Annotated in this window: 15 protein-coding genes; 12 read left to right on the top strand and 3 right to left on the bottom strand. The window is 53.6% G+C overall.

Features of this window, described 5'->3' with window-relative positions; all coding sequences use genetic code 11:
* Positions 1-51 precede the first annotated feature (51 nt).
* Positions 52-750 carry a response regulator transcription factor gene (locus AC0LWT_RS32195; RefSeq protein ID WP_474685384.1) on the top strand — a complete coding sequence of 233 codons (699 nt, stop codon included), beginning with the start codon at positions 52-54 and terminating at the stop codon, positions 748-750.
* Between the two features lie 55 nt (positions 751-805).
* Here AC0LWT_RS32195 and AC0LWT_RS32190 read toward each other — a convergent pair whose 3' ends face one another.
* Together AC0LWT_RS32190 and AC0LWT_RS32185 are read right to left on the bottom strand one after the other, a co-directional pair.
* Positions 806-1,816, bottom strand: coding sequence for a metallophosphoesterase family protein (locus AC0LWT_RS32190; protein ID WP_474685383.1), 1,011 nt, complete (start codon positions 1,814-1,816; stop codon positions 806-808).
* A gap of 585 nt (positions 1,817-2,401) precedes the next feature.
* Positions 2,402-3,838, bottom strand: a complete 1,437-nt coding sequence (locus tag AC0LWT_RS32185; protein ID WP_474685382.1) for an ABC transporter substrate-binding protein — start codon at positions 3,836-3,838, stop codon at positions 2,402-2,404.
* A gap of 340 nt (positions 3,839-4,178) precedes the next feature.
* Here AC0LWT_RS32185 and AC0LWT_RS32180 point away from each other — a divergent pair, with 340 nt between their 5' ends.
* From AC0LWT_RS32180 to AC0LWT_RS32155, 6 genes are all read left to right on the top strand, one after another.
* Complete coding sequence (locus tag AC0LWT_RS32180; RefSeq protein WP_474685381.1) at positions 4,179-4,478, top strand: LiaF transmembrane domain-containing protein; 300 nt, start codon at positions 4,179-4,181, stop codon at positions 4,476-4,478.
* A gap of 43 nt (positions 4,479-4,521) precedes the next feature.
* A complete protein-coding gene (locus AC0LWT_RS32175; protein ID WP_474685380.1) occupies positions 4,522-5,181 on the top strand; it encodes a PspA/IM30 family protein in 660 nt (219 codons plus the stop codon).
* 7 nt (positions 5,182-5,188) lie between these two features.
* Positions 5,189-5,650: a PspC domain-containing protein gene (locus tag AC0LWT_RS32170; RefSeq protein WP_474685379.1), complete on the top strand. Its 462-nt coding sequence runs from the start codon at positions 5,189-5,191 to the stop codon at positions 5,648-5,650.
* Between the two features lie 3 nt (positions 5,651-5,653).
* Positions 5,654-6,340: a PspA/IM30 family protein gene (locus tag AC0LWT_RS32165; RefSeq protein ID WP_474685378.1), complete on the top strand. Its 687-nt coding sequence runs from the start codon at positions 5,654-5,656 to the stop codon at positions 6,338-6,340.
* An 11-nt stretch (positions 6,341-6,351) separates the two neighbouring features.
* Complete coding sequence (locus tag AC0LWT_RS32160; protein WP_474685377.1) at positions 6,352-6,720, top strand: hypothetical protein; 369 nt, start codon at positions 6,352-6,354, stop codon at positions 6,718-6,720.
* A 996-nt stretch (positions 6,721-7,716) separates the two neighbouring features.
* Positions 7,717-8,631, top strand: a complete 915-nt coding sequence (locus AC0LWT_RS32155) for a polysaccharide deacetylase family protein (RefSeq protein WP_474685376.1) — start codon at positions 7,717-7,719, stop codon at positions 8,629-8,631.
* Positions 8,632-8,667: 36 nt separating this feature from the next.
* On the opposite strand, the gene AC0LWT_RS32150 is transcribed toward AC0LWT_RS32155, so the two are convergent.
* Complete coding sequence (locus AC0LWT_RS32150; RefSeq protein ID WP_474685375.1) at positions 8,668-9,192, bottom strand: DoxX family membrane protein; 525 nt, start codon at positions 9,190-9,192, stop codon at positions 8,668-8,670.
* Positions 9,193-10,441: 1,249 nt separating this feature from the next.
* On the opposite strand from AC0LWT_RS32150, the gene AC0LWT_RS32145 reads away from it, so the two are divergent.
* The 5 genes from AC0LWT_RS32145 (at position 10,442) to AC0LWT_RS32125 (ending at position 14,352) form a co-directional block, all read left to right on the top strand.
* Positions 10,442-10,576, top strand: a complete 135-nt coding sequence (locus AC0LWT_RS32145) for a hypothetical protein (RefSeq protein ID WP_474685374.1) — start codon at positions 10,442-10,444, stop codon at positions 10,574-10,576.
* Positions 10,577-10,585: 9 nt separating this feature from the next.
* Positions 10,586-11,011 carry a DUF3905 domain-containing protein gene (locus AC0LWT_RS32140; RefSeq protein WP_474685373.1) on the top strand — a complete coding sequence of 142 codons (426 nt, stop codon included), beginning with the start codon at positions 10,586-10,588 and terminating at the stop codon, positions 11,009-11,011.
* A 747-nt stretch (positions 11,012-11,758) separates the two neighbouring features.
* Entirely contained in the window at positions 11,759-12,769 is a 1,011-nt protein-coding gene (locus AC0LWT_RS32135) for a zinc-dependent alcohol dehydrogenase (RefSeq protein WP_474685372.1), read from the top strand.
* Between the two features lie 20 nt (positions 12,770-12,789).
* The gene (locus AC0LWT_RS32130) at positions 12,790-13,542 is read left to right on the top strand and encodes an SDR family oxidoreductase (protein WP_474685371.1); all 753 of its coding nucleotides are present in this window, start codon (positions 12,790-12,792) and stop codon (positions 13,540-13,542) included.
* A gap of 105 nt (positions 13,543-13,647) precedes the next feature.
* Entirely contained in the window at positions 13,648-14,352 is a 705-nt protein-coding gene (locus AC0LWT_RS32125) for a FadR/GntR family transcriptional regulator (RefSeq protein ID WP_474685370.1), read from the top strand.
* Positions 14,353-14,410: the final 58 nt, after the last annotated feature.

Raw genomic sequence — 14,410 nt, 5'->3', positions numbered from 1 at the left:
TACGCCCCTTTGGCGTTGGCAAAATGAAACATAAAAAAGGTGGGCTGAGTGATGGCGCAAATACTCATCGTTGACGATGATGAATCCGTTCGGCAGCGGCTCAAAAGCACGCTTATTGAAGAAGGTTTCGAGGTGGCTTGCGTATCCGGCGGCAAGCAGGCGTTGGAGTACTTGGAACAAATCCAGATGGACTTGATTATTCTCGATGTCATGCTGCCGAACGGGGACGGTTGGCAGCTGGTTCGCGAGCTGAGAAAAAATGCCAACATCCCTTTGCTGATCGTAACGGCCAAAGGCGAGCATGAGGATATTATGAAAGGTTTTCAACTGGGCACGGACGATTATTTGACGAAGCCGTATCATTCCGGAGAACTCGTTATGAGGGTGAGGGCTTTGCTCAAACGGTACCGGATCATCGCTTCCACAAGAATCGAGATCGGCGATTTGATGATCGACCGGGCCAGACATGAAGTGAGGATCGGCCAGGAGAGCATTTGCCTGCCGCTCAAGGAGTTCCAGCTTCTCTTCACGCTGGCCAGCCACCCCAACCAGATTTTGACGAGAAGCCAATTGATCGAACAGGTGTGGGGGGTGAATTATGCCGGTGACGAGCGTACGGTTGATGTACATATCAAGAGACTGCGCAGCAAGTTGGGGGCGATGTCGGATCAGATTGTGTTCACAACCATTCGAGGGCTCGGCTACCGTTTTGAGATGATCGGCGAGCACGATCAGGGTTTTATCAGTTAGGAGTCTACTCCGTCGAACAGGCTCCTGGGAGTTTGGCGGACGGAGCTGCGGACTCCTAAGAGGGGGCGGCATCGTAAGTCTTTTCGAAAGCGGGCTCGATCCAGCGCTTCCGGGAGTGCTCCCGGCCGCGAATGGCGACGCGGTCCCGGTACACATCCACGATCAGGCTTTGGCTGACGGGGCGGGTCTCGGGTTCGCCGCGGGCGTTCCACACCTGACGGATGGACGCGCTGGAGACGGCAAGAAAGCGAAGCTGTTTCACTTGCCGCGTCGTTTCCAGGTTCCAGTGCGTGTGCCCGCTGAACAGGATTGCATTCGGATGCGCGTCAAGCAGCGCCCGCAGCGCTTCGTGCTGCACTACGCCACGCTCCAGGCCGCTCCCGTCGAGCGTCCGCGGCAGCGGTTGGTGCAGGAACACGAACACGGGCCTGTGCCTGCCGGCCCCGGCAGCCGCGTCGAGCCGGGCCTGCAGCCAGCTCAGCTGCGCCCGGGACAGCCAGGCGTCCTCGCCTGCCGCCGGATCGACATCGCGGTAGGCTTCGCCGCTCAGGAACAAAAAGCGGTATCCCTCGAGGAGCAGCTCGTGATACGGCTTCTCATAGTGGAACATTCGGGTGAATTGTTCCACGGCCCGCATGCTCGACCAGTCCGGGTTGAGCCTGGTCGTATCCATGCCGCCGCCGGGCTTTCGCCACATGCGGTAGTATTCGTGATTGCCCATCGTCGCGTGAACCGGAGGATGAGGCAGCTTGCCCAAAATCCCCAGCAGGCAGCGGTAATCGGCTTCATCTCCGTTCGTGAGATCGCCGTTCAGCACGAACAGCCTGCTGTCGGGGCGGACGGCCGCGTGATCGCTTAGCGCCGCGCGCAGCCTTTTGTGGGATTCGGCATCCGCCGGCGTAATGTGGATGTCGCTGAGCACGGAGAAGGAGAAGAGCGGCGCGGCGGGAAGCTCCGCCGCTGCGGCGTAAGCCGGCCTGGCTCCCGCAGCATGCGCGAGCGAGGCTCCCGCAAGCAGCAGCCCTATGACGGCGGCGGCCGCGGCGGGCCGAAGCGATCTTTTCATCAATGCGTATACCTGCTTTCCTGAATAATGAACTAGGAGTCTGTCCGACGGAGATACTTTTGTGCATACCCTCAACGTGGTGCATCGGACAGACTCCTAGTGTGCGCTTACGCCGCATCATTTTATACAAGTCGTAACCACCGGTTTAGCCGGTGACTTCCATCAGCCCTAGCTTCTTTCCCCGCCCTTTTTCACTGGCTCACCTGCAAACAGGTTGGCCCATCATTTGGGTTCGTCCGCCTGGCGACAGACAGGAATGGGATGTTCGGCGCATGCACGCTGGCGTGTTCGATCTCCGATCGGGCTGCGTCGGGCGGATGCTGTAACGGGTTGCCATGAGACGGCCTTTTGCAGTTGTGGTCGACCGACAGCCGTCATGCAGCGCAACACCGCGCGCTGGGTACTGCGCGCGGTGCGATTCCTCTTGCGCTTTTCTATATGATTTTTAATTTCGAACAGATTTCCACGATTCGCAAGTGGTAGCGGTTGGCAGACCGCTCCCATCCCCCCAGTCGAACTGGGGGGCGTATACAAATAAAACAGGCCCGCCCGTTATCGGGCGAAGCCTGCCTGCTTCTGTCACTGCTATTTTTGCGGTTCGGCCGCTTTTTTGGCGTCTTCTTCCTGTTTCGCTTTAATCAGAGCTTCCTGCCCAGTCTGCTGAATCGTTTGCAGCGCTTCGCCAGCGGTCTTTTTGCCCTCCGTCACAGCCTTGATCTCTTGATTGGCCACCATGGAGAAAGGCTGGTAGAAGCCGTTCGGTATTTTTTCGTAGTTTTTAAATGGAGAATCGGGATTCGGCTTCAGGAGATAGAAAGCCTCCATATTATGCCCGTCTTTCTCCTTGATGTATTTGGTGCGGGTGAGCATGCTTTGCGAAGATTTGGACACTACCCGGGCGTAGTCTTCGCTGTTGACGTATTTCACGAATTCCCATGCGGCGCGGGTGTTGGCCGACTGTGCGTTGATTCCGAACAACTGCGAAACGCTCACGCTGTTCGAATACTCGCGGTTTTGCGGATCCACGGGCACGGTGACGACTTCCCAGTTGAAAGGCTTGAATTTATCTTTGAGCCGTTCTTTTGCTTGCTGCATATTGTCAATCAAATAATTGCCTTCGATGGTCATCGCCGCTTTGCCGGCAACGAACGGATTTTGCAGGAGATAATCTTCATACATGCGGGCAGCGCCATTGTTGTTTTCTTCTTTGCGCGTATAGATAGCGCCGGATTTTATCGCATCGACCGCAATCTCGAGCGCTTTTTTCCAGGCGTCGGATTGAAGAGTGACTTTCATATTCTCGGCGTCTATGTAGGAGAGGCCCTGCGTCATGCCGATGCCGCTCATCAACTGGAAGCCCATGTCTTCGGTCGACATGTATGAATATGGGGCTATTCCGTAGATGCGTTGGTCGCCTTGTCCATCGGTAGGAAAGCGCTTGGCAAGCTCGAACACTTCCTCCCAGCTCATTTGATTTTTGGGCAGCGGCACGCCGTTTTGCTCGAACAGGTCTTTATTGTAGAAGAGCGCCTGGCCGTAAAAATCGGGGGACAAGCCATAAAGTTTGCCCTGGCCCTTGGATTTGATCGTTTCAATCGTCGCCGGCAGCAAGTTCTCAATGTCGAACTTATCCTGCTTGATCACATCGTCAAGCGCGTAGAGCTGTCCTTTTTCCACGTATTTTTCCAGCGTTTCGAGATTCTGTATGAACAGAACGTCCGGTTTTTCCTCTTCGATCAGCTTTTCCATCTCTTTTTCCGGATCTTTACCTTCGCCGTAAATGCCCTGATTGGACACAACTTCGATATCAATATTCGGATACTTCGAAATAAAGAGATTTCCGTACTGCTGAAAAAAGGAATTCTTATCGTAGTACATCACCTTGATTGTGGCCTTCTCGTCTTTGCCAAGCTGTTTAAGCGCCCCTGCCCCCGTATTGCCGCCGGCAGACTGCACCCCGTTGCACCCGGCCATCGCAACCGTCAGCACAGCAGCGGCAGCCGTTCCAATCCATCGTTTCATGTTCATTAACCTCCATAACCGATTATTCATTTATAAAAAAATAACGTCCGTCGATTCTATCATACACTGAAAAATGGTAGGGTTACAAATTTTACCTATTTTCGTCAAAATCATGAGCGTTCCGGGCCCCCATAGTTGAGGGCGGCGGCCGCGCCATAAGCCTGGGAAATCCCGGAGCGGACGGGTTGGGCGATGGTTTTGTCCTTAGGTCTGACCGGCGCCCCGACTTAGGTCTAGGTTCAAAAACCGTCGCGGGTCCGTTTTGCCCAGACCCCGTTTTGCCTAAAATAAAGACATGAACGAGAGAAACCATACACAAGAAGAAAGGCGGTGACAAGCAATGAACAGAAACACAGGTTTCGCGGCTCTGCTGATCGCTTTCGGAGCGCTGATTTTGCTGAATAAGCTCGGCGTTCACCTGGGACCGGTCATAGGTTCGGTAATGGGCTATGTCGTTCCGATTATTATGATCGGACTCGGCTATGTCGGCATCAAAAACGGAAGCAAACTAGGTTGGATCATTGCAGCGCTGGGCATTGTCATCCTGCTGGGAAAACTGGCCGGATGGGTGATCATCCTGCTGGCGATCGGATTGATCGCTTACGGAGTGTCGATGTTGTCGGGAAGAGCGAGAATATAATCGGCTTTACGAAATACAGTGATGGAAAAAGGTGGTATGCGAGATGAGCCTGATCAGGCGAATGAGAGACATAACCGTGGCAACGCTGAATGAGCATCTGGAGCGGTCGGAAGACCCGGTTCGATTAATTGACCAATACTTGGCCGCGCAGCGCGAGCAGCTGCATCAATCCGAGAAGCTGTACCAGCAATGCGTAAGTCACGCAGCCGCGCTGCGGCAGCAATACTTAACGGCGTTGGAAACGAAGGAAAAGCGCGAGCATCAAGCGATGCTGGCTTTGAAAGCCGGGGAAGAACATATGGCCCGGATCGTGCTTCAAGAGAAGCTGCAAGCCGAGGAGAAAAGCGAGCAGTATCGCGAGCTTTACGATCAGGCCAAGCAATCCATCCTCGAGCTGGATGAAGAACTGCAGCAGCTGAAAGCCGATTACAAGGAAGTGGCAGACAAACGCAGCTACTATTTGGCGAGAATGGAATCCGCCCGCCTGCAGCAAAGACTGAACGCCCGGATGGGCAGCATGACGCAGGATGCGACACCGCGGATGTTCGGACGCTTGGAAGAGCGTGTATCCGATATGGAGCTTCATGCCAGAACGCTCCGCGACGTAAGACGAATGAGCCGCGAAAGCTATTACTCTGTCGGCAATCCGGCGGTTGACGCCGAGATGGAAGCTTTGCGCAATAAACTGAAGCAGGAGGGATAAAAACAACATGGGCAAATTGTATCGCTCAAGGAGAGACAAGAAAGTGACCGGCCTTTGCGGCGGACTCGCCGAGGCGATGAATGTGGATGCGACGCTGCTGCGTCTGCTGGTGATTATTACGGCATTTTTCACCGGAGGCACCGTTATCTTCATCTACTTTATTGCTGCGATCGTGATCCCCAAAGAGCCGGGATATGACCACCCGCCTTACGATCCTTATGCCGGATCTTACGGCAGACATGCTTACAACGGAGGCTACACGCCCCATAAGCCTCATGCGGAGCCGGGACCCGGACCAGCAGGAGCAGGAGCTTATAACCCCGCTTACGGTGCCCCCGACAAATCGAGCAGCATCGATGAAATGATGAAAGATATCGAGAAAAAAGCTTTGCAAAAAGAAATCGAAGAATTAAGAGCGAAAGTCGCTCGTTACGAAAATAAAAATGATCCAAACAAAGGAGACGTGTAAACCATGGGAGTATTTACAAGAATGAAAGATATGACAAAAGCATCGATTCACGAGGTACTGGACAAAATCGAAGATCCGATCGTTATGCTGAACCAGTACCTTCGCGATATGGAGCAGGAAATCGCTCAAGCCGAAGTCACAGTTGCCCGTCAAATCGCCAATGAGCGCAAGCTGAAGCAGCGTCTGGAAGAGTCCGTCCGCCTTGCGGCCGACCGCGAAGCGAAAGCGGCGGTGGCTTTGAAAAACGGTCAGGAAGCGCTCGCCCGTCAAAACCTTGAAGAAAAGCTGTACCACGAAGAAAAAATCGTCGAGTACACTGAAATGCACGCCGGCTCCAAAGCCCAAGCGGATGAGCTGACACAGCAGCTGCACGAAATGAAGGATGAGTTCTACAAAATGCGCAACAAGCGCAACGAGCTCGTATCCCGCGCCCAATTGGCGAAAGCGAAAAAACAAATGGCCCAAGTATCTTACAACGGTGTGATCGAAAGCGGCAACGCATCCCGCGGCTTCCAACGCATGGAAGAAAAAATTATGCAGATGGAAGTGGAAGCGGAAATCGCCCGCAAACCGTACGTCCCAGCCGGAACTGTCAGCAGCTACACGCCGGTCGACACGGCTAAGCAAGCGAAAGTCGACGAGCAGCTCAGCCTGTTGAAAGAAAAGCTGAACGGCGGCGCCGGGGAGTAATCGGCCCGGCTATGAGACCATGGATCGTGTGCCTGATCCTATTCGGTATAATAGGCCTGGTAGGCTGCTCCAATTCCAAGCCGGCAAATTTTAGCGGCAAGAGCGCATCCTGGAGCGTCGATTGTTCTGTTCGTCCATCCTCAAATGAACAATCATACGTCATCAAATATACCGGCAAAGAAACTCAGCCTGTAAATGTTCGTTACTCCTTCGAAGACAGCAAAAATTTCAAGCAGCACGGCGAAAGCGACACTCGCTTGAAAAACTTGAAAATTAGCGGATCATCTACGCTGGATACGCCTTATGCGGATGAGGACGGCTTTAACCTCCGGATCCATTGGGATGACAGCGAGGAGACGATACATTTAGCGAAAAAGTAGCTTGAAAGCGGCACTGTACGGGTGCTCGCTCGAATATGGAAGACCGTTTGAAGCCGGTAACACTTGGCCGATAACGGTCTTTTTGCTTCGCAGCCGCGGCGTTGTAAAATGTGCAACGATAAAGCCGCGTTCAGACACGTAGCGCTCGCATCGTGCACAGCTCCCAGCGCGTGGTGTTGCACAGCATGATGGCGGTCGGTCGACCACATGGCTTTCGTTGTTAAGGCATCGACTGCACCGCACTCGTGCGCAGAAAGCCTGCCTGCAAAAATCAGACTGCTTGAAAAACTCGCAGGCGAGGAGAGGGTGCATCTGGTTGGCAATGCATCAGACTGTCGAAAAACTCGCAGGCTAGGTTGGAGTCTGTCCGTTTGGTAGCGTTACGTGCAGAAAGCCTGCAAAAGTGCAGGTTTTTGCTCGTTGAGGTGCTTGTAACGAGATATTCCTGCAAAAATGCAGGCTTTTCAGCGAATAGATGCGCTCAGACCCATTTGGATCAGGAATTCCTGCACAATTGCAGGTTTTTCCCAAAAATGAGCCACTTTCCCGGTAAAAGCCTGCACTTTCGCAGGTTTTTCGGCTTGGCAAGCCGCTTCACGTTTGGAAGCGCCTCCAATTGAGGCCCCCTTGGCTGCAGGTGCCACTTATCGAATGGCTTTGCCATCTTCGGCGTCAAGCTATTGAGCCAATGCCGCCTCGGATGCCAAACAAATTAAATCTTTTAGCTCGATGGCGATCTTGCCCTTCGCTTGCTATGCAACGAGCAGCGCCGAAAGCGCCTAAGAGGCTGCCTGCCATTGCACAATTTGCAATGGGGCCTCGTCGAATTCGGCGATTTGCGGCATTTCGGCGCATTTCCTGGGAAATAATGAACGGAATTGTCGAAACATTAGGGTAGGGAGCGCCTTTCAAAAAATTACCAGAGCCCGGAAGGCACAGTATAGCCATAATAAGGACGTTGAATGGTTGTATTTCCATCGGGGGAGGGAAGTGGTTATGGGTGAAGCTCCTGCATTAAGGGCATTAATGATTCGATCCGCTTTTGCCGCTGTGCTTGTGTTAGCAGGTGCGGGCTTCGCCGGGTGCAGCGCAGGACCGCATCGGCCGGAGGCGTCAGGCACCCCTGTAATCAAGGCCTCTCCCCAGGCTCAGGCAAAAGCCCTGACTACTCCCGGCGCCGCAGCTTTTGAGGATGACTCTATCGTGGAGAGGCAGCATTTTTATTCGGGCGTCCGCCGGAACAAACCTCCGATAGCCTCGCCGACACCCCATGCCCGGCAAAAAACGGCCTTCTTAACGTTTGACGACGGCCCTTCTCAAAGCACGGACAAAATTTTGCGCATTTTGAAAAACAATGGCGTGCAGGCGACCTTTTTCGTTGTCGGTTCGGACAGCGGCGAGGGGAGGGCGCTTTACAAAAGAATTGCGGCAGACGGGCACGCACTGGGCAATCACACGTTTTCCCATAACTACAGGTCGATCTATAGATCCGTGGAGGCATTTAAAAATGACGCCCGCCGATTGGACCGGCTGCTGGAGGAGACTGTCGGCTACCGGCCGGATATTATCCGGTTTCCGGGGGGCTCGAACAATCATTTGAGCCGGAAGGCGGGCGGAAGGGGCATCATGAGCCAAATCGTCAAAGCGATGCAGGAAGACGGCTACCAGTACTTCGACTGGAATGTCAGCTCGACGGACGCGGCGGCTCCCGTGCAGGATAAAGACATGATTATCGCATCGGTGCTGGGCGCAAGCCGGGGCAAGCAAAACATCATCGTCCTGATGCATGACAGTTCCTTCAAAACGACGACCGTCGAAGCGCTTCCCGTGATCATCCGCCGGTTGAAAGAGGACGGCTTTCGATTTGAAAAACTGACCAAGTCTTCGTTCACGTTTCACTTCCTGGAGTGACAGCTAACAAAAAAAGAAGGGGCAACAGCCCCTCTTTTATCTCAATTTAGGTTTTAGATGCAGCGCCACGAACAACTTGTCGATCCATTTGTGAATGTAAGGGAGGATCAAGTGGTCCACGCCGAATTTGCCTGCGTTCGCGCCTGCCGCAATAATGAAGAATCCGAGAAGCATCAGCCAAGGGTTCGTGCTAACGGTGCCTGCAAACATGTACATGCAGTTCATAATCAGCCCGAAGAATACCGCTGCGGTCGTCAATGCGCCAAGTATAAGGCCCAGACCGACCAACAGTTCGCCCCAAGGCACGAGGAAGTTGAAAATGCCTACGTTCGGCAGAGCGAAACCTTTGACGAAAGCCACGAAGTTCGGGTATACAAGATCCGTTGTCCCCGCAGCCAGCACCGGCTTCGTAACTGCGCCTTGCAGATAACCGGCTGCGTCGAACGCTTTTTCCCCTGTAATTTTGTGCCAGCCTGCAGTGACCCATTCCCAACCTACATACAATCGAACGAGAGTCAGCAGCATCGCCGCGTACTTATTTTCTCTTAGCCATTTCATCATTTGAACCAGCTCCTCTCTTCTATGGTTTTAGTATAAACCCGTTTTTCCTGTACGTATGTGAAAAAAATCACAATATAATGCCTATTTTAAGTTACCACTCCAAAACCGTCGTCGGGTACTTTAGATGCCTCGCAAGTGGTCGACCGCCTGTCGTGATTCGGCGCAACATTGGGCGCAAGTGGTCGACCGCCTGTCGTGATTCGGCGCAACATTGGGCGCAAGTGGTCGACCGCCTGTCGTGATTCGGCGCAACATTGGGCGCAAGTGGTCGACCGCCTGTCGTGATTCGGCGCAACATTGGGCGCAAGTGGTCGACCGCCTGTCGTGATTCGGCGCAACATTGGGCGCAAGTGGTCGACCGCCTGTCGTGATTCGGCGCAACATTGGGCGCAAGTGGTCGACCGCCTGTCGTGATTCGGCGCAACATTGGGCGCAAGTGGTCGACCGCCTGTCGTGATTCGGCGCAACATTGGGCGCAAGTGGTCGACCGCCTGTCGTGATTCGGCGCAACATTGGGCGCAAGTGGTCGACCGCCTGTCGTGATTCGGCGCAACATTGGGCGCAAGTGGTCGACCGCCTGTCGTGATTCGGCGCAACATTGGGCGCAAGTGGTCGACCGCCTGTCGTGATTCGGCGCAACATTGGGCGCAAGTGGTCGACCGCCTGTCGTGATTCGGCGCAACATTGGGCGCAAGTGGTCGACCGCCTGTCGTGATTCGGCGCAACATTGGGCGCAAGTGGTCGACCGCCTGTCGTGATTCGGCGCAACATTGGGCGCAAGTGGTCGACCGCCTGTCGTGATTCGGCGCAACATTGGGCGCAAGTGGTCGACCGCCTGTCGTGATTCGGCGCAACATTGGGCGCAAGTGGTCGACCGCCTGTCGTGATTCGGCGCAACATTGGGCGCAAGTGGTCGACCGCCTGTCGTGATTCGGCGCAACATTGGGCGCAAGTGGTCGACCGCCTGTCGTGATTCGGCGCAACATTGGGCGCAAGTGGTCGACCGCCTGTCGTGATTCGGCGCAACATTGGGCGCAAGTGGTCGACCGCCTGTCGTGATTCGGCGCAACATTGGGCGCATGTGATAGACCGCCCGCCGTCATGCAGCGGAACATCGGGCACTGGGAGCTGAACGCGGTACGATCCGTTTGTTAGGGCCAGCGGCAGCAGGTTTTTGCCCGGATTCTTGCAACCCGAATGCTTCTTCCAACAATGACACATAATACAAGCAGAAAGGAGCTGACCGAGCATGAATCGTAATGATTCCAAAGAACAAGTTCAGCACGAGCAGCAAAACAAGGAGCTGCAAAAGCAATCCGCTGAATTCGGCAAAGAAGGCTTTGTCGATAAAAAGCTGGATGGCCCGAACCAACCCGCAGATTAGGAGGACACTATGAGCGACCAGGAGCAACGGAAGCCGAAGGCGGCCGGGCGGGAGCATGAAGAGCCGGGCGGCGGGCTCGATCCGTTCGAGATCGACTTCCTGCCGCAATTCGAGCACGGCCGCGGTCCGCGCGAAGCTTTTGTCAACGAGCACGGGGTCATCATCGGCGACCATAACTACGAATCCGCTAATTCCCCGTTAGAGAATTGGAGCAAGGAAACCGACCCGTTCGTCATGGCGGGCGACGGTTGGGTGCATCCTTACAAGGATATCGGCTTTCAGACAGCCGAGAACCGGGACTATTTCGAAAAGGGCATCTCCCCGCAAAGCGGCATTTTCATGCATCCGGATAAAGATGTGGCATACGAATATAAGCTGGGGCAGGCCGAACCGGGCGATGATTCCGGCAAAAAGGACGACGAGGCGGAAGCGTAGCTTTCGCTTTTTTTGTACACCCTTAAGTTTTGGGGCAGCGGGAGGCTGCTGCTGTAGCAAAAGCAGAGGTGTGGATGCAGCAAACTACTGTTGTGGTCGACTGACCGCCGTCATGCAGCGCAACGCCGCGCGCTGGGAGCTGTGCGCCGAGCCGTTCGCAAAGCGGCTTGTTCGCGAATGCCAACCCCGCGGCAGCGCATAAAACCTGCGAAAGTGCAGGCTTTTCGAAAGAATCGGTTCATTTGGGAGCAAAGCCTGCAAATGTACAGGAATTTATCAAACATAAGGGGCTGAACCCTAAGTTTGAGTGGAAAGCCTGCAGATTTGCAGCAATTTTTCGAGGCGAGGGCATTCAAGGGGCAAAAAGATGTACTTTTGCAGGTTTTCAGGCTGCGGCTCCGTGGGAGTGTGGACGAGCGACTGAAGTCATGCAGCGAAACACCGCACGCTGGGAGCTGCGCACGGTTTTGTCAGCTGCCGATCCAGCGGCTGGTTGAGTTGTTTTCTGCTCGGTGGACGGGCTGTCTAAGCTTTTTTCTGCATGGTGTACAGGCTGTCTGAGCTAGTTCTTGCACGGTGTGCAGCCAGTGATGGGCTAACGCGGGCGGAGCGTTTTTTTCGGCCAACTATTTGGGCAAACGGCAATTAAATAAATAAAGCGTTTACAGGTGAGGGGAAATGGAGTAGAATAGTTGTATGACAAGTTAAAGTAAATTTGTATGACAAGTTTGGAGTGGAGGAATAGACATGAAAGCAGGTATGTATGTCGCCGAGAAACAGGTGCAGCCGGCATCCGTCGAGATTCCGGTTGTGCAGGAGGGCGAAGCGCTAATCAAGGTAGCTTATGCGGGAATTTGCGGCACGGATATGATGATCTATGCCGGCAAGCATCCCCGGGCCAAGGCGCCTTTGGTAATGGGGCACGAATTCAGCGGAACGGTTGAAAAGGTCGTCGGCAGCGATGATTTTCAGCCGGGTTACCGGGTTACCGTCGAGCCTTATTTGACTTGCGGGACATGTGCGGCTTGCCGGGCCGGCCAATATCATGTGTGCGCCGTTTTGAGATGTATCGGCATAGACAGGGATGGAGGGTTCGCCGAATACGTAGCGGTTCCAGTTAACCGGCTTCACCGTCTGCCGGATAATGTGTCCGACGCCGAGGCGGCGCTGACCGAACCGCTAGCTGTGGCCGTTCATACGGTGCGGCGCTCGGATTTAAAAATCGGAGACAGCGTAGCTATTTTGGGAGCAGGGCCAATCGGCTTGCTGATCGGTTTGGTAGCCAGACAGGCCGGCGCCGGTGAAATTTTCATTTCGGATATTAGCCCCTATCGTCTGGAAATCGCCAGGCAAATGGGTTTTACGGCAATTGACGCCAAACAGACCGATATCAAAGAAGTCGTCCTTGCCCATACGAAGGGCGTCGGGGCCGATGTCGTATTTGAAGTCGCAGGCACGCAAATCACAGCGAAACAAATGATTGAATGTATTAAGTTTCAAGGCAAAGCGGTTGTTGTCAGCGTGTACAAACAGGCGCCCGCCGTTGATTTGGCTGCGATGCATTTCCGGGAAATAGGTTTAACGACGACAAGATGCGCCAATTCGAGCGATTTTGCCGCAGCGATCCGGCTGATGGAGCGGAAAATCATTGACGTAGCCCCTTTGATTTCCCACAAGCTTCCGCTAGAGCAGATCCAACAAGGATTTGAATACATGGAGAATACCGAGATTTCGTTGAAAGTATTGTTTCATCCGTAAACAACAGGAGGGGATTCGACATGTTATTGAGCCTAAAAGGCAAAACGGCCGCCATCACCGGAGGCACCCGCGGCATCGGCAGGTCCATAGCTCTCGGCATGGCGGAGGCGGGAGCGGATATCGCATTGCTCCAACGTTCTCCCGAGCAGGACGAGGTCAAACGGGAAATCGAGCGGTTGGGCGTCAAATGCGAGATCATTCCTTGCGACATGAGCGACATGCAGCAGGTGAAAGAAGCCGTGCCGACGGTTCTGAAGAAATTTGGCAGCATCGATATTCTTGTTAATAACGCGGGCATACAGCGCCGTTCGCCTGCTGTCACTTTTTCCGAAGAAGACTGGGACGCCGTGCTGCAAGTCAATTTGAAAGCGGTTTGGGTGCTGTGTCAGCAAGCGGGCCGGCATATGGTCGCCCAAAAAAGCGGAAAAATTATTAACATCGCCTCGCTTGCCTCTTTTCAAGGCGGTATTACGGTTCCGGCCTACGCCTCGGCCAAAGGAGCTGTAGCGCAATTGACCAAAGCGCTGGCCAACGAATGGTCTTCACAGGGGGTAAATGTGAACGCAATCGTACCGGGGTACATTGCTACGGACATGAATGAGGCTCTGATCAACGATCCTGTCCGGAGCCGGCAAATTTTGGAACGAATTCCTGCGGGGCGATGGGGCGATCCTGACGATTTCAAAGGTCCGGCGGTTTTTCTCGCTTCCGACGCTGCCGCTTATATTCACGGGCATTTGCTTGCCGTCGACGGAGGCTGGCTCGGCCGGTAGCGCAGGGCCATTTGCAAACCGGGCTGCGTGAAACCGTTTACGGATTTCAAAACGTGTTATATAATTGAAGCTACCTGTATGACATGTTTGGAAGAGGGTTCGCGCATGAGCATAAAGTCCATTCAAAAAAATAATATTGTAAACAGCGTATTCGAGCAAATGAATGAGCATATCCGCAGCGGACAATGGAAAGTGGGCAGCAAAATTCCGTCCGAAAGCAAGCTTTGCGACATGTTCGAGGTGAGCAGAGTCAGCGTCAGGAGCGCCATTCAAAAGCTGCGGGATATGGGCATTGTAGCGACTTATCAAGGCAAAGGAACGTTTGTCTCCGAAGTGCCCAGCGAGTATACGCTTATCGATTCGGCGCCGATTATGCGCCTGAGCGAGAAAGAATTTTTGGATATGATGGAGTTTCGCCAAACTGTGGAATTCAAAAGCGTAGAGCTCGCCGCGCTGCACGGGACGGAGGAAGACTTTCAGGAAATCGAGCGTACGTTAAACGAAATGATTAACAACAGGAACAATTACAAGAAGTATACGGAAGCCGATTTCGATTTTCATCTCTCCATAGCTAAAGCTTCGAAGAACGACGTTTTTTATAAAGTGACCCAGGGAATCCGAAATATTTATTATTTTTATTTGGAAGAGCTGAACAGGGTTTTTGGCGTTACGATCGAAAGCATCGAGACGCATATCAACATTTTGAGAGCGATTCAAAAAAGGGACAGCGCCACCGCCCAGCGTATACTCAAGGAAGCGATGGAAGGCAATGTCACCAAGATGAAGCAAATCATTAAAACAAATAAATAAAAGCCGCAGGCAGGCTTCGTTTATTTGTCCGGTTACATGTAGGACAACTGACAAGTTG

The organism is Paenibacillus sp. sgz302164 (assembly GCF_056120505.1).
The sequence above is the reverse complement of the archived record's forward strand: the minus strand, read 5'-3'. Positions and strand labels throughout refer to the sequence as shown.